Raw genomic sequence first — 14,411 nt, 5'->3', positions numbered from 1 at the left:
GCCGTCGGTCGCTAGCCGCGGGCGAGCAGCTCCTGCAGCCCGGCAACAGGGACGGATTGTGCGGCCAGAGCGGCGAACTCGGCGTCCACCGTCACCAGCGCGTCGGCCTGCAGCCGCGTGATCGCCAGGTACTCGGCGGGTCCGAGCGTGTCCCAATCGTGCTGGCGAGCGAGTTTCCACGCGGTGCGGCGCGAGACCCGGTCACCGAGCAGCCGCATCTTCAGTTCGGTGATGCGCTCATGAGCGACGAGCGCCGCGTCCTCGTCGCGCAGGCCCGCCCGGACTTCCCGGAGCAGCAACTGCATTACCTCGGACCGGATCGAGTTCGGCGCCACCAGCTGGTGACTCGGATCCACCTGCGCCTCGGTGTCGACCAGGTGCAGCAGGGTGACGGCGTCGATCACGTAGCGAGCCATGGCAACACCCTAGCCAGACCGTCCGTGTTTGCCTGCCCGCCGACAAGCCCAACTCGATTCTCACCGAGCAATGGGCCTGGACCACCTCGAATCCCGACGCCGTGTCGGAAGACCTTGGAAGCGGACATTCGCGACGACTTCTCGCGTGGGTGTTTGAGCGCCGGCCGCGTGGACATTCTGATGCCTGGGGACGCTGCCCGATCAGGGGCCCGTTGCCGGCGGCTGACACGTTCGTATGCCCAAGCGGGCGTTCAGCACTGGCCGCGACGGCAGGTCGTCGGATACCGGTACCTGCCGGGAGAACCCAACCTCTCGAATCTCCCGTCAGGTGCCTACCATGTCTCCGGTGTCGGCTCAGCCGAGGTCGTCGTCGGGCCTCTCGGTGAGTCAGGAACGGATAGGCGACCACCTCGTCGAGCGCCCGTGGCACGCCGATGTCGTCGGGTCGAGTCGAGATCTGTCAGCGTCGAGCGTGGCGAGTACGTCGCACAGTGACGGGACGTCCGGCGCGGTCGTTCTTCCAGCGGCTCTGATCGTCCGGTGCGGCGAACAATGCTCGAAGGTGTGCGCGGGCGGCGGTGAAGAGTCTCGCAGGCGTCATGGTCATGCGGTGCTTCCTGATGCCGTGGACAAGGGCCTCGCCCCAGGTCTCGGAGAGGCACGTGGGGCGCGACCCTCGTATCGGCTCGGACACCGGGAAGGCTCCATGCTGCGCCGACACCTCATCGCACACCACTCACTCTTCCCGCGCCAGCCCGGCGGTTCGATCGTTGCCCAATCGCCGCATCAGGGCGCCGCCGGGCGGCCTGCGCGCAAGAGTGCGAGTCGCCGCAATGGTGGTTTCAGCCCAAGCGCTGCGCCCGATCGAGGTCACCGGGCCGCCTACCGTCCTGCGATTGCACGGGACGCTTCGCCCAGGCGCTCGGCGCTGTCGCGACGGGTTGATGGGCGGAAAGCCGATGGCCCCGGGGTTTTCGCTGTCTGACCCGTGTGCCCCCGGCCGGCCGAGGACGCACGAGTCTCCGACATCACCGGCCCGCGTTCGTCGACATCACTCGCCCGCGTTCGTCACGGCGAGTGCCTGGCCGGGACGGGTGCGGGTTACGGGCGTACGGATGGCGCGGATCGGGTGACCGCGCGCCGGCGGGGGCGGCGCGCATCGCCGGTCCCATGATGGTGTCCCACCAGGGACGCAGGGGGCTGGGATCGGGCCAGCGCACCACTTCCGGGTCGCGGTCGCGGTGGGTGGGGGTGTCGGTTTCCGTTGTCGTGCTCACGGTTACGTCCGATCGGGGTGAATGGTTGGGTCAGGCCGCGCGGTGCCCGGTTCGACATACCAGTCGGCGCACTCGGCGTGCCGCCGGTTCGGGCGCCCGCGGTGCGGTGGTGGTCCGCAAATAGGGAATCACGCGAGTGGCTTCGGGTCCGCGCGCGGTGTCGCGGGCGGTGTAGATGACCGGCTGGCCGGCGTCGAGGGTCTTGTAGCCGGGAACCTCGATCACCGAGAAGTCCACGAAGACCGCGGGGCCGGCGGCGGGGGTCAGGAACCCGAACCCCTTCTCGGCGTTGAACCAGGCAACGTGGGCGTGTTGCCACCGCGGCGGGGTTTCTTCAGGGGTGTGAGGGTCGGGGGCGTGTTCAGTACGCGAGGCAGCAGTAGTGGTCATCGTCATCGGAGATCGTCCAGGAGTGAGCGGTCCGGTCGGGCTGAACATCGGCGTTCGATATCTCGGGCGGGGTGTGCTCGATATCGCGCGTGGTCGTGGTCATGTCGGATGGTCTCCTCTCGCAAGCTGGTCGAACGGGCATCGGGTGGGCACGGCCCGAACCGGTGGGCCGTGCCCACCCGATGCGGTCAGTGGATCGAACAGGTGTTGTACTGTCTATTCGCGAGGACGGCCTGGAGCGTGAAAACAGCTGCGCCACAACGTTGGCCGTGCATCCCTTGTTCGGAATGCAGCGTCGTGGCCGCGGCTACCGGACCTCGCTCCGCCGGTGTGCCGCTCTCGCGGGTGTGCGTGCGGTGTTGTTCGGGACAGGCATCACCTCACTTTCGCGAATCGGAGCGTCGAAACAGGTGTGGTGTGCCGGGCGGCCCTCGCCCGGAGTTGGCGGTCAGGCGTTGATGGCCTGACGGTTCTCGACAACCTCGCGTTCGGGCTCGCGTTCGGGTCTGGTGATCTCGATCTTGCGCGGCTTGGCCTTCTCGGCCACCGGGATCGACAGTCGCAGGACGCCGTCGCGATAGTTCGCGCGGATCTGCTCGGTATCGAGGGCCTCGCCGAGTACCAGTTGCCGGGAGAACACCCCGCGGGGGCGTTCGGCCGCGAGCATGGACCGGCCGGGGTCGATGTCCGCGCGCGTGGCGCGCACGGTCACCACGTTGCGCTCCACGTCCAGGTCGAGGGATTCGGGATCGATGCCGGGCAGGTCGAACTCGACGAAGAATTCGTCGTTCTCACGCCAGGCGTCCATCGGCATCGCCGCGGGCCGTGCCGCGGTGCCGAACACCTGCTGCGTCAATCGATCCAGGTCACGGAAAGGATCAGTGCGCATCAGCATGGTCGCCACCTCCAACTACTCCATTCTCGATAGTCGCTGTACCAGATAATCTCTGGTATCTGGCATAGATATTATCTAGCACTCTCGCCAGATGAGTGCAAGACTTCGAAACAGGTAATCTGTCCGAACGCGAACACGACAGTGAAGGGAGCGCCGATGCCTCCATCCCCATCCGAGCCGAACGGCCTTCCCCCCGCCGAGCGAGCGGTGTACGCGATCTCGGTCGCCGCGGAACTGGCCGGTATCGGGATCCAGACCCTGCGCCTGTACGAGAGACATGGCCTGATCACTCCCACCCGCAGCGACGGCGGCACCCGCCGCTACTCCGGGCACGACCTGCACCGGCTCCAACGCGTCACCGACCTGGCCGGACAGGGGGTCAACCTCGCCGGCATCGCCCGGATCCTGGATCTGCAGGACGAGAACGCCGCCCTCGCCCAGGAACTCGACCAGCTCCATAAACACCCGCCCCAGGCGTGACCGGCGAGCGGGTTGTTTACAGGGGCTCGAATCGGGGCACACGCGCGTAGCCGGGCCCGAGGACGCGGTTCGCGACCGGCCCAGATGAAGGGAACTCGCAGGTGACCGCTTCCGAACGCGCACTCGAGCTCTTGCTCGTGGAAGACGACTCCGGCGATGAGCTGATCACCCGGGAGACCTTGGCGGACACCACGACCCACACCACCCTGCATGTCGTGCGCGACGGACACCGAGCGATGGACTTCCTGTCCCGAACCGGCACCTACGCCGATGCGCCGCGACCGGATCTTGTGCTGTTGGACCTACGACTGCCCGGCTACGACGGCCGCGAAGTCCTGTCCCGGATCCGCGCCGACCCGGACCTGGCCGCACTCACGGTCATCGTGCTCACCACCTCCACCGCCGAGGCCGACATCCTGCGCGCACACCGACTCGCCGCCGACGCCTACCTCACCAAACCGATTCAACTCGACCAGCTCACCACCACGCTCACGCAGATCGACCTTCTCGCTCGGTCCTGACCTGCACCCGTCCCACCGTTCACAAAACGATCGTTGCCGAACGCGAGTTCAGAGACGGTCTGCGCCCGCTGCCTTACGGAATCCGCCGTTCGGGAACTCGTTCATCTATTCAGGCTGTTGATGCACGATGCATCACCCTGCCCGTGGGCTTTGGATCGTGATCGGCGGAACCGGCGCTCGCGATGAGCCGTGTGGAGGATCATCGTCATCGATCTGTCGATCACGATGGATCGGAGATCGTTCAGGGGGAGCCTGTGATCGGAACTCAGCGTCGATGGCGTGAGCAGGCAGCTGCTGCCGGTCGTCGTCTGCGGGCACGGCTGGACCGAGCCGGTCGGGCCGAGACTCTGCGGTACTTCGTCTATATCGAGGTACCCGCCGGTGCGGGTGTTCCTCGGGGGAGCAGCTTTCGGTTCGGCGTGAAGGGCGCGGTGATTCCTCGTACCGGTGATTTCCTGCACTTCGACACCGGAGTGGGCAATTTGGATATGGAGGTCCGGGAGGTGGCGCATTGGTACTCGCCGCCGGGCGAAGGGCCCCTGTACGAAATCGTGGTGGAAGCGCAGGTGCACGACGTGTGCGTCGATACCGCCCGTGAGCTGCTGGCCCCTGCAGCGTTGCGTGGGTGGATCGCGCGCTTTCCTTACCTTGAGTACACCACCGATCCGTGTGTCCCGGAGCCTTTGTCGGAGTGATTTCACGGGCTCGACACCCGCACGGTGTCGTGCGGGCCACCTGCAGCGAGGTTCCTATCCCGCGCGCTACCCGAGTAGCGCCCAGGCGGCCGAGTATCCGCACAAACCGACCGCCCACCTGCGTACATAGCAAATAAGCATAACCCTGGGTTGTCGGTGACCCATGCGACCATCGCCGGACGGATCAAATCCGATATCGCCGAAATCGTTACCGACACAAAGGCATTCACGATCATGGGATACGTATACGCATTTCGTCTGGGCAAGCTCGAGCAGTACAAGATCGGGCAGACGACCGCGACCCCGGAAAAACGGCGCTCACCACTGCAAACCTCGTGCTCGGAGCGGTTGACCCTGTTCGACGCGATCGAGACCGACGAATACAAGGCCCTGGAGAAACACATCAAGGACCGGTGGGGGCAGCGGCGCAGCACCGAGGGCGGCACCGAGATCTACCACCTGTCCGAACCCGAAGCCACGCAACTGTTCTCCGAGGCTCGCGCATGGCTCACTGACGAGCTGCCCAAGCTGCGGCGTGCGGCCGAACTCGAATCCCTCGAACCCGAACCCGAGGTGCTGACCAGCGACGAGCAGACCCTGGCACTGCGGGGCCAGTGGTTCAAGCTGCGTGACGAGGAGTCCCGGGCCAGGCAGGAGTACGAGCAGGCCGCCGCGGAGCGGGTGCGGGTGGAGACCGAGCTCAAACTCGCCATCGGCACCGCCAGCGGCATCGAGGGGGTCGCGACCTGGGGCGTCGGGGTCAAGAGCCGGCGCATCAGTGGCGAGTTGATCCGTGAGCGTGAACCGGTGCTGTACGAGCAGTCGCTGGTGGCCACGCTCAGCGCGGAGAAGTTCAAGACCTTGCTGGGCGAGCTGGGGCGTGAAGGGGAGTACGAGACCTTCCAGGAGGTCCGGCACTCGCGCAAGTTCCAGATCATCGAGTGAACTACCCGCCGGTTCCGGGCCGGTACGCGCCACGATCGGCCTACCGTTGGGCATGGCGACAACGATGATTGCGATCGATGACGCGCTACTGGCCCGGATCCGCACCGTCTCCGCCGACACCGACCTCTCGGCCTGGATCGGTGCCGCGTGCCGAGCCAAACTGTTGACCGAAGCTGCCCGTGAAACTCGTGAGTGGGAACGTGCTCATCCCGACGAAGCCGCAGTCGCGGCCACTCAGGAGGCCGTGCGGGTTCTGGAAGACGAAGCCGAACGCGAAATCTGCGAACACGCCGAACGCGTGGCCCACGCCCGCGCCGGCGGCACCGAACCCGTCCTCGCTGACTATCTCGCCGCGTACGGCCAGGTCCGCGCGCTACTCGAACAAGGCGAGCAACGCCTGCGTCAACAGCTCGGCGGTGAGGGCGCGTGAACGAGCCCCGATATCGTGTGCCGACTCCGGAAGAGGTCGACGCTTTCATGAGCGCCACTGAGGTGAGGTGGGAAGAGGTACCCGAGGCGGAGGTGCCACCGGCGATGAGCGAGGCCAACGCCGTGGAGCTGCTGCGCCGGATCGCCCAGAGACGTGACGGCGAGCATTAACGGCCGTTAAGGCCGATCGGTTGAAGGTCGGTTCGAGCTGTGCTCACCGCTGGCCATGGCGACCACCCGAGCGGCGGGCTGGGACGACGGGCCACATTGTGCTTGCTCTGAACCGCACCGGGTGTTCAGACTCTGAACAGTCCGATGTTCGATCCCGAAGGGAAGCACGGATGCCAAGCCTGGAAGAAGAGTTCATCGAGTTCACCGACCGCGCGAACCTGATCGACCACAGGACCTCGCTCGACCAGCGCCGCTCGCTACGCCGCGAACTCGACATCCTCGACCAGGCCCGCCTGAAAGTCCCCGCGGGCACTCGCCGTACCACCCTCGATACCTTCAGCAGGATCGCGTTCCGGATCCTCGAACGCCGCATCTACGCTGTCGACCACCCCACTGTGCTCGACGCCCCGCGCCCTGGTGATCCCCCATCGCGCGATCGCCGACGGGAACGCTGACCCCGCGTCCGGGTGATCCCTCATCCGAGAGTGGTGCAGGTGTTTCGACTCGAAACACCTCGCACCCCGGTGGAGGTGTTCAGACTCTGAACACCTAACGGAACCAGGCGTATCAACTTGGTACACCCGAATACCGACCGTGATGCATCGGATTCGCGGCTTGTAGTCGACTTAGAAGGGTGCGGCTTCTCCCAGCGCCTGGATGGCCTCTCGCGCGATCTGAGCGCTTTCTTCACCGACAGCCTGGGACACGCTGGTGGCTACCGGTGATAGCAGGCCTTTGATCATCGTCAGGGCGCGCTTGATGATTCCCGGGTTCGGCTCATCGTTCACCACCTCGGCCAACACCACTTCTACGTTCTCGCGGACTTCGTCGCTGTCCTGCTGCGCGAGAGCGAGAGCGGGCAGACTGGCGAGCAGCTCGGTGAGGGTCGCCGCCAGTTGTTCGAAGCCGGGCGCGATCTGCTGCTCCTCGCGAGCCTGCCCCTGGTTCACCTGATTGTTGCTCCAGGCCAGCTGGGCATGATCTCCGTTGACCGTGACCACGGGACCGTTGTAGTTGGTCACGCTGGCGGAGGTCGGATAGACGCCGGTGGAGCTCATCTGCAGCGGAACCTGCACAGGGTGCTTATCGACCTCTTTCTGGAAGTCGCGCATCAACTTACGAATAGCTTGCGAGTTGATCTTGGTCTTGTGTGTTGCCACAGCGAAGCCTTCCTCATCAGGTTGGAGCGTTGCCCCAAGGTCTCATGCGAAGACGCTATTTCTGCGGATGTTCGAAGTCGGCTTCAGGTGTGGTGTCGGAATTCGCCGACATCTGTCTCTAAAACGATCGCTTCCGAGAACTCGTTCGGCTTCAGGGTGGAGGGCCATAGAGCTCGAACCCCGGCTGATTTCCGGCCAGCGCTCACCGGTCGTCGAAGATGTTCGTGAACAGCCTTTTACCGTCCGGTATCGGCTGCGGTGCAGCGTGTTTCAGACTAGGGGCGCCGGCGTGGGGGCTGGTGCCGGTGAGGGTCCGGGTGTGTGTCCGTCTCGCGTACCCGGTGATGTTGTTCTCCCGTTCGACGCTGGCACGAATTGTCGCCAGCGTGGCACTGGTCGCCTGTCGGCTATGTCCGATTCCGTGGTCCGTGTAGTCGTAGTCTCGCCATCGTTGGTAGGTGCTACGCCGTGTGTGGTGGCGCCTTGTGTCCTGACACCGTTCCCTCACGAGGATTGGAGCACGATGCCCATATTCGAGAGTGCGCACCGGATGAACAGCTTGCGCCTGGCGGCCGCCGCGGGCGCCGCGGCCCTGACACTGATCTCCGCCGGTGGCCTCAGTGCCGCCGCGGCCCCACACCTCACCCCGGCGAACCCCGTGGATTCGCACCTGCATCAAGTCGCCGCGCAGATCTCGCTGACCGTGAAGACACTCACCGGCAAGACGACCGCCATCACCATCGCCGCCGACGCGACCGTGGCCGACCTCAAGAAGGCCGTGCGGGACAAGGACGGAACCGCGGTCGAACAGCAGCTCCTAGTATTCAACGGCAAAGAACTCGCCGACCCTGCCGCCAAACTCTCCACCTTGGGCATCACCGACGGCGCGACCGTGCATCTGGTCCTGCGCACCTGACCCGATCTCGCCCCCGCCGGCACGCACCACTGCCGCGTGCCGGCTGGGGCGATGGGCGCGTGGGACCGTTCCACGGTGGTGGGTGCCCACGCTGAGACCGGGAGCCGGACTCGCGCGGTCACTTCACCTCGGCCCTGTCCGTTCGGGAGCTTTCGGGTGCCTGCGCCGCTTGCCGAGCGCTGGTGTCGCGATCGGCGGGTCACTCCGGTACCTGGGTATACCAGCACAGCCGCCAGCGGTCGGTGTTCTCCAATCCGAAGACCACCGTGGATCCGTTGCGGTGGATGTCGCTGCCGCTACCGGGCAACTCCACGCGCCCCAGGATCATCGCGCGCCGGCCGTCCACCGCTGTGGCGTGCAGATCGGAGACCGTCATGTGCGTCGATGCGGTCCAGGAGGGCCTGTCCGGGGCGTCTTCGCGTTGTTCCCGCAGTCGCTGTTCGAGGATGCCGCAGGTCAAGGCTTCGAGGCGGTGCGGGTCGCCATCGTTGAAAGCGGCGATGAACTCACGCACCGTGTGTTCGATGGCAGGGTTCGCCGGTTCGGCCGGTTCGGTGGCGCGGGCGTCGCGGGCCAGCCATCCCGCGCCCGTGCCGATCACTGCCGCGAGTGTGCCCAGGATGACCGGTGCGACGAGGTGGTCCAGGCGGTGGGGTCGTCCACGCAGGTGCACTGCAGGAACCTTTCGAGAGACATGCGGTCAAGGACCGGCCTCGGTCAGCCACGCAGCGCGTGACGGCCGTCGGCGTTCTGTGGAGGCTGGCGGGGAAGTTCTTCGGTGGGCGCTTCCATACCGGCGCGCAGATGACGAAGGAACTCCTCGAGGGTGTCGTAGCGATCCAGGATCTGTACCAGCAGGCGCAGCGCGCCGGTGCTGGTGTTCGGTACTGCGGTCATCTCCACCCACCCAGGCCGGGGAACCCCCGTCCGAGAGCGTGCGGTCGGTGAGGTTCGCGTGAATATGTTGAACGCGCCATCGACGGGCACGGGGTCGGCTGTCACGGCGAAGCGAATCCCCCACGCCCGCCGATGGATATCGCCGGTAGAGCCCGGGGGCCGGTTGCAGGCCGGTCTTCGGGTGCCGCACTTGGGCGGTGCGGGCCCGATCATTCCCGCTCATCGTCTGCCCGGTGATAGCCGGGTACTCGGCGGATTCGCCGGGCAGGGGTTCGATGGTCGGCAATGCCCGCAGCCAGGGTAGATCGAACTCACCGTCGACACAGGGAAACCGGTCTCCTTGGCACACTCGGTCAGGCGCTTGGACCGCCCGCGTGTCCGGTGGCTACCTGATAGCCGGGCACCTACCAGCGACAACGCGGTCCACGGCGGGGGCTCTGGGCGCGGCCCGCGTGTGGACTTCCGGCACGATCTACCCGTAGGCCGCCGGGTGCTGATGTGATCAGCAATCCGAGCGCGTCTGGACGACGAAGGTGTTCGCGAACAGGCTGTTTCAGGTTCGGGTGGCACGCCTGGTCATGTCGATGTGCCAGTTCGTGCCGTTCGTTCGTATCCGACTGTTGCTGTGGGACAGAGGGTTTCACACTGGAGGGTGTCGGCGTGGGGTCAGCGCCGGCGCGGGTTCGGAGAGGGCATCGACGCCCTCGCTCCCGGTGTGGGTGTACTCCCCTTCTGCCTGTGATCGGCGGCCCAGACTCCCCGCCGATCATCGGGCACGCGCCTGCCCGGGGCGAGGTTGAGGCGCATCGAGCCGAACCACGCGGCCCGGACGCCGCTCCTTCGGGGCCGTGTCCGGGCCGTCCGGTGAGCATCATGCTGCTCGATCGTGCCGGGACAGTTTCACGGTCATGAGTTCTCTTGAAATGACATGGCATCTCGACACCCTGCTGTCTCTAAAACGATCGTTTTCGGGAACCATCCCACCGAAACCGGCCATCCCAGCTAGGATGAGTCTCGTAACTGGTTCCTGAATTCAATGTTTCAGAAACCATGCTCGTCTCGTTGGGAGACTCATTGTGTCGAGATTGATGGCCGTATCGCTGACCGAGGAGCAGGTGCGCGCCCGCGCCAAGTCGGTCACCCGGCGGATGGGATGGCGGAACCTGCGCGCGGGGGAGCGGCTCACCTTGTGCCGCAAGGTGATGGGCCGCAAGCGCCGCGACGGCACCGTCGAGCCGCTCGTGCGCATCGTCGAGGTGGAGGTCGTCGCGGTCGGCCAGGTGCGCCTGGACACGATCACCCCGGACGAGGTTGCGGCCGAGGGCTTCCCGGACATGAGCCCGAGCGAGTTCGTCGAGTTCTTCTGCGGCACTCACCGCGGCTGCACCCCGGACAGCACGGTGACCCGGATCCAGTGGCGTTACCTGGCGCCGACCATCGAGCAGGAGGAGCTGTCTTGACCCGGTACGGGTACGCCCGCGTCTCGACCCGCGATCAGTCCACCGACCACCAGCTCGACGCGCTGCGCGCGGCCGGCGTCGACGACGAGCACCTGTTCGTGGAGAAGATCTCCGGCAAGCTCGCCTCCCGCCCCCAGCTCGACGCGCTCCTCGCACGGCTGGGCAAGGGCGATCAGGTGGTGGTGACCCGCCTGCGCCGCATCGGCCGCTCACACGCGCACCTCCTCGAACTGGTGCGGCACTTCGGCGAGCAGGAGGTCGACTTCGTCGTCCTCGAGCAGGGCATCGACACCTCCACCCCGGGCGGGCGCCTGATCTTCCACTTCCTGGCCGCGCTCGCCGAGTACGACCGCGAACTCATCGTCGAGGGCACCCTCGACGGACTCGCGGCGGCCAAGGCCCGCGGCCGCGTCGGCGGGCGCCCGGCCGCGCTGTCGCAGGACCAGCTCGACGCCGCCCAGCGCATGTACGACGAGGACACCCACACCGTGGACCAGATCGCCGCCATGTTCGGCGTCGGGCGCTCCACCCTGTACCGGCGGTTGGCCGCGCCGTACACCGACTGCGCGCTGGTCGTGTACCGCAATTCCAAGGCCAAGGTCGACTCCGACGGCAACCGCCGGTACGGCGAGACCCGCGCGTCCGAGGCGGTGCAACTGGAGGCCGATCGCAAGTGGTGGCCGGTCGCCGAGGCGCGCCGCCGGCACCTGCAGGCGATCGTCTACGTCGTCGACGGTGTGGTCACCCGGATCCGCGCCATCGATCCGGACGGGAGCTGGCATGTCGATGACCGCGGCTACTGCGATGTCCCGGTCACCGCGCCCCTGACCGAACTCGAGGTCGCCCGCCAACTCCCCACTCTGCCTGTGAATCTGGGAGACCGGCGTGCCCATGTGAAGGGCAAGCTCCGCGAATACCTTCCGCTCTGACCACGAGCGGCAATCCGAGAGATAGAGAGCGAAGATCCAGATGACGGCCGAGATCCCGCCCGCGCCCTGGCCCGTCGACCTGCGTGTGGTCGACCTGCACGGCGACCCGATCGGCGTCGACCCCGGCGTCCCCGGGCCCGCGATGGACGAGCTGATCGTGTCCATCGCCCCGGACCAGGTGAAGGCGATGGAACGGATCGGCATGGGCACGATGCCCACGAAACCGATCCCGCCGGCCGACCCGGACTTCTACGACCCGGTCACCGACATCATGCCCGCGCAGGTAGCGGTGGCGTTCCGCGATACCCACGGTGTGCGCGGCATCGCGCTGCACAAGCTCACGCGGCCCTCCCTCGACATGTGGGACTGCGGCTGGTGGATCACCGTGCCCGAATGCCGCGCCGCGGTACGGGTATGGGAGCGAGCGGGCTGCCCGGACCTGGGCGAGAACACCGGCGCGGTGATCGCGTTCCTGCACCTGGCCGCCGACCACGCTGGCGCCCGGGTCTGGGCGTCAGTCTGATCTCGGCATCGTGGCCGGTACGCCCGTACACAGGGTTGATTGCTCGTACGGTGGGGAGAAGCTGGCCAAGGGGACCGTGCTCTGCGGGCAAGGCGTCGCCGGTGAGCAGGCTGCGGGACCGGTGAGGGTTCGGTCTGAACGACTGATGCCTCAGATCGGCAGTCGATCTGAGGCATCAGTGTCGATGGGTTCCGGACCAACGGAAGCCATCACCCGGGTGCTCAGCTGTGTCAGTTGCATCCGGGGGTCTGGGTCGGCGAGAACGGTTGGCATTCCGCTACTACTTTTCGCCTGATCTCCACTGTAGGGCACCGATAGTGTCCAGTAGTAGTTCGCCAGGACTGTCCAACGCGGTCTGAACTGCGCGAATGCCAGAACAGCCTGCTCCGGCGGGGAATGGCCGACTCCAAGCGGCCACGGATCACCGTCCCGTTGGACACCTACGTTGGACACTGGGCACGCCGCACGGCGTACTCAGGGCGCTTTGGCGTGTTGCCTTGCTGTGCACGGCTTTTGGTCTTCTCCAAGATCTACTTCTGCGCTGGAAGCAGCACTTCACGGCACAATTCGGCCATGGTCGGCCGCCTCCCGGGGCGCCGGATGCGTTGTGGCAGTGCGATCTTGCTGGACAGCAGTCGCTAGAGGTTCGCCTGGTTCCAGGGCAAGATAGGGGATGCCGGACCGAGTCCGTACTCGGTCAGCCCGATCTCTGAAGACCAAATAGGAGAACGGGTTTCGAAAAGCAAACTTGTCACAAGGGTGCTCGGCTGTGTCACGGCCCTGGCGGGGGCGGCTTCGTGCCGTCCCCGCCCGGGCCCCCTTTCCGGAGGTATTCCCGTTGTTCAAACGACGGCTCATCGATCCACATCCCCCACTCCCGCAGCCCGCAGGCACCGAACCGAATCCGGCCACGCCGCCGCCTCCCGTCCCGCACGGGGCCGGGGTGTCCTGGCAGGGAACGGTTCTCGTGCTCGCCGGTCTGGTCTTCATCTGGCTGCAGATCCTGCACGGCTTCTCCCCGTGGGATGCCACCCGCCACGGCGTGCTGACCATCGGCGCGCTCGTGATCCTGGTCATGCCGGCCAGCATGCCAGGCGCGCTCGTCCGTGAAATCGGGCGGCGCCTGGGCACTCCGCGGCCCGGGGACGAGCAGTGATGCCCGGCATGCCCGAGGACGCCGTGCCCTTCACGGTGCCCTCGGTGGTGCGCGACAGCGCCGCCTTCATGAAGATGATGCGCGAGATGCACGCCGGATCCGGCCGGACCGCCGGGCAGATCGCCGCCTTCGCGCGCATGCCGAGATCCACGGCCTACAGATTCATCCAGGCGGACAATGACACCTTGCCCAAATCCCGGGGTCAGGTAGAGCGGTTCGCCGAGGGCTGCCGGCTCGGCCCCGACCAAGTCGAAGCCGTTCTTCGGCACTGGGACCTGCTCACCGAAGAGGAGGCCGAAGGACCGGTCCCGCAAGCCGAGGGCACGCTGCTGCAGATCGTCACCGGATACAAGGCCGAGCACTCCAACAACGCCGCCGCCGCCGACGGCGACGGCGACGGCGACGGCGCGGCATCCACCGGTGACGAGAAGAGCGAGACTTTCAAGTCCACCCGGCGTCGGCGGGCCTACGAGTACGGCGGGTACTGGGGCGTCGATCGAGCCACGGTCTTGCTGGTCGCCGCCCTGGGCCTGCTGGTGCTGCAGCATGTGCACGTCGGACCGTTCAGCACCACCACGACGACGGGCACCTTGGAGTTCACACCCGTCATCGCGGCCATGGCGGTGTTCGCGCTGTTGAAGAGCATCGAGACCCTGCCGCGCCTGGGGCGCTCGCGCTGGAGGGCAACCTGGTCACTCTGGGCGAGCACGGTCGCGTTCGCGCTGGCCTTCCCGCCGGTCACCGATCTGGTCAGCTGCGCGGCGATCGCGCTGCTGACCTTCGCCGCGGCGCCGGCGTGGATGGAGTCGGCCCGGCATCTGGCACCGGTATTCCGCAGGGCCCCGTCGGCGCTCGTGGCCTGGTTCAACGGCACTCCGGAACCTCCTATGCCACGCATCGCGGCGGTCGCGCCTTACGGTGCCATGGCAAGCGTGCTGGTCGGTGGTTTCGCCACGTTGGCAGTCACCCTGGCCGGGGCACCCCTGCGCCTGGGCGTGATGGTCGGCATCGTCGCCGCCGTGATCGCGCTGGGCAAGGTCGTCCAGACGCTGGAAGCGAACCGTTACCGGGCAGGCTGACCGGATCCGAAGATGCTGCTGCCCCAGACCGATTCGGTCTGGGGCAGCAGCCATTTCTCGCACGCCAGGGTG

The 14,411-nt window shown here is 66.5% G+C and carries 21 protein-coding genes; 13 read left to right on the top strand and 8 right to left on the bottom strand.

What is annotated here, in order from left to right; translation table 11 throughout:
- Window positions 1-11: 11 nt before the first annotated feature.
- The 5 genes from ACWDOP_RS00485 to ACWDOP_RS00465 all read right to left on the bottom strand — a co-directional run bounded on the left by ACWDOP_RS00485 (window position 12) and on the right by ACWDOP_RS00465 (window position 2,978).
- Window positions 12-416 (bottom strand): hypothetical protein, encoded by a 405-nt coding sequence (locus ACWDOP_RS00485; protein WP_456343219.1) that lies wholly within the window; start codon window positions 414-416, stop codon window positions 12-14.
- Window positions 417-1,444: 1,028 nt separating this feature from the next.
- Window positions 1,445-1,693 carry a hypothetical protein gene (locus ACWDOP_RS00480; RefSeq protein ID WP_456343218.1) on the bottom strand — a complete coding sequence of 83 codons (249 nt, stop codon included), beginning with the start codon at window positions 1,691-1,693 and terminating at the stop codon, window positions 1,445-1,447.
- A gap of 30 nt (window positions 1,694-1,723) precedes the next feature.
- Window positions 1,724-2,083 (bottom strand): cold-shock protein, encoded by a 360-nt coding sequence (locus ACWDOP_RS00475; protein ID WP_456343217.1) that lies wholly within the window; start codon window positions 2,081-2,083, stop codon window positions 1,724-1,726.
- Complete coding sequence (locus ACWDOP_RS00470; protein ID WP_456343216.1) at window positions 2,055-2,186, bottom strand: hypothetical protein; 132 nt, start codon at window positions 2,184-2,186, stop codon at window positions 2,055-2,057. The genes ACWDOP_RS00475 and ACWDOP_RS00470 overlap by 29 nt, the downstream gene beginning before the upstream one ends.
- 345 nt (window positions 2,187-2,531) lie before the next feature.
- Window positions 2,532-2,978, bottom strand: coding sequence for an Hsp20/alpha crystallin family protein (locus tag ACWDOP_RS00465; RefSeq protein ID WP_456343215.1), 447 nt, complete (start codon window positions 2,976-2,978; stop codon window positions 2,532-2,534).
- Between the two features lie 156 nt (window positions 2,979-3,134).
- Between ACWDOP_RS00465 and ACWDOP_RS00460 the strand changes: the two genes are divergently transcribed.
- From ACWDOP_RS00460 to ACWDOP_RS00430, 7 genes are all read left to right on the top strand, one after another.
- A complete protein-coding gene (locus tag ACWDOP_RS00460) occupies window positions 3,135-3,458 on the top strand; it encodes a heat shock protein transcriptional repressor HspR (RefSeq protein ID WP_456343214.1) in 324 nt (107 codons plus the stop codon).
- 101 nt (window positions 3,459-3,559) lie between these two features.
- Window positions 3,560-3,979 carry a response regulator gene (locus tag ACWDOP_RS00455; RefSeq protein ID WP_456343213.1) on the top strand — a complete coding sequence of 140 codons (420 nt, stop codon included), beginning with the start codon at window positions 3,560-3,562 and terminating at the stop codon, window positions 3,977-3,979.
- 182 nt (window positions 3,980-4,161) lie between these two features.
- Window positions 4,162-4,674: a hypothetical protein gene (locus tag ACWDOP_RS00450; RefSeq protein WP_456343212.1), complete on the top strand. Its 513-nt coding sequence runs from the start codon at window positions 4,162-4,164 to the stop codon at window positions 4,672-4,674.
- 234 nt (window positions 4,675-4,908) lie between these two features.
- Window positions 4,909-5,619 carry a GIY-YIG nuclease family protein gene (locus ACWDOP_RS00445; RefSeq protein WP_456343211.1) on the top strand — a complete coding sequence of 237 codons (711 nt, stop codon included), beginning with the start codon at window positions 4,909-4,911 and terminating at the stop codon, window positions 5,617-5,619.
- Between the two features lie 52 nt (window positions 5,620-5,671).
- Window positions 5,672-6,049, top strand: a complete 378-nt coding sequence (locus ACWDOP_RS00440) for a hypothetical protein (protein WP_456343210.1) — start codon at window positions 5,672-5,674, stop codon at window positions 6,047-6,049.
- Between the two features lie 47 nt (window positions 6,050-6,096).
- Entirely contained in the window at window positions 6,097-6,219 is a 123-nt protein-coding gene (locus tag ACWDOP_RS00435; RefSeq protein WP_456343209.1) for a hypothetical protein, read from the top strand.
- A 170-nt stretch (window positions 6,220-6,389) separates the two neighbouring features.
- Entirely contained in the window at window positions 6,390-6,674 is a 285-nt protein-coding gene (locus tag ACWDOP_RS00430) for a hypothetical protein (RefSeq protein WP_456343208.1), read from the top strand.
- Between the two features lie 171 nt (window positions 6,675-6,845).
- Here ACWDOP_RS00430 and ACWDOP_RS00425 read toward each other — a convergent pair whose 3' ends face one another.
- The gene (locus tag ACWDOP_RS00425; RefSeq protein WP_456343207.1) at window positions 6,846-7,379 is read right to left on the bottom strand and encodes a hypothetical protein; all 534 of its coding nucleotides are present in this window, start codon (window positions 7,377-7,379) and stop codon (window positions 6,846-6,848) included.
- 523 nt (window positions 7,380-7,902) lie between these two features.
- On the opposite strand from ACWDOP_RS00425, the gene ACWDOP_RS00420 reads away from it, so the two are divergent.
- Complete coding sequence (locus ACWDOP_RS00420) at window positions 7,903-8,295, top strand: ubiquitin-like domain-containing protein (RefSeq protein WP_456343206.1); 393 nt, start codon at window positions 7,903-7,905, stop codon at window positions 8,293-8,295.
- Between the two features lie 199 nt (window positions 8,296-8,494).
- Here the strand turns inward: ACWDOP_RS00420 and ACWDOP_RS00415 are convergent, their stop codons facing one another.
- Both ACWDOP_RS00415 and ACWDOP_RS00410 read right to left on the bottom strand, forming a co-directional pair.
- Window positions 8,495-8,968 (bottom strand): hypothetical protein, encoded by a 474-nt coding sequence (locus ACWDOP_RS00415; protein ID WP_456343205.1) that lies wholly within the window; start codon window positions 8,966-8,968, stop codon window positions 8,495-8,497.
- A gap of 44 nt (window positions 8,969-9,012) precedes the next feature.
- A complete protein-coding gene (locus ACWDOP_RS00410) occupies window positions 9,013-9,192 on the bottom strand; it encodes a hypothetical protein (protein ID WP_456343204.1) in 180 nt (59 codons plus the stop codon).
- A gap of 1,088 nt (window positions 9,193-10,280) precedes the next feature.
- Between ACWDOP_RS00410 and ACWDOP_RS00405 the strand changes: the two genes are divergently transcribed.
- The 5 genes from ACWDOP_RS00405 to ACWDOP_RS00385 all read left to right on the top strand — a co-directional run bounded on the left by ACWDOP_RS00405 (window position 10,281) and on the right by ACWDOP_RS00385 (window position 14,339).
- On the top strand, window positions 10,281-10,652 hold the full coding sequence (locus ACWDOP_RS00405; protein ID WP_456343203.1) for a hypothetical protein: 372 nt from the start codon (window positions 10,281-10,283) through the stop codon (window positions 10,650-10,652).
- Window positions 10,649-11,581, top strand: a complete 933-nt coding sequence (locus ACWDOP_RS00400; protein WP_456343202.1) for a recombinase family protein — start codon at window positions 10,649-10,651, stop codon at window positions 11,579-11,581. The genes ACWDOP_RS00405 and ACWDOP_RS00400 overlap by 4 nt, the downstream gene beginning before the upstream one ends.
- Window positions 11,582-11,621: 40 nt before the next feature.
- Entirely contained in the window at window positions 11,622-12,104 is a 483-nt protein-coding gene (locus ACWDOP_RS00395; RefSeq protein WP_456343201.1) for a hypothetical protein, read from the top strand.
- Between the two features lie 838 nt (window positions 12,105-12,942).
- Entirely contained in the window at window positions 12,943-13,260 is a 318-nt protein-coding gene (locus ACWDOP_RS00390) for a hypothetical protein (RefSeq protein WP_456343200.1), read from the top strand.
- Complete coding sequence (locus ACWDOP_RS00385; protein ID WP_456343199.1) at window positions 13,260-14,339, top strand: hypothetical protein; 1,080 nt, start codon at window positions 13,260-13,262, stop codon at window positions 14,337-14,339. Before ACWDOP_RS00390 ends, ACWDOP_RS00385 begins: the two co-directional genes overlap by 1 nt.
- Window positions 14,340-14,411 lie beyond the last annotated feature (72 nt).

This window comes from Nocardia sp. NPDC003693, from assembly GCF_053981095.1.
This window is presented reverse-complemented; position numbering and strand designations above follow the sequence as displayed.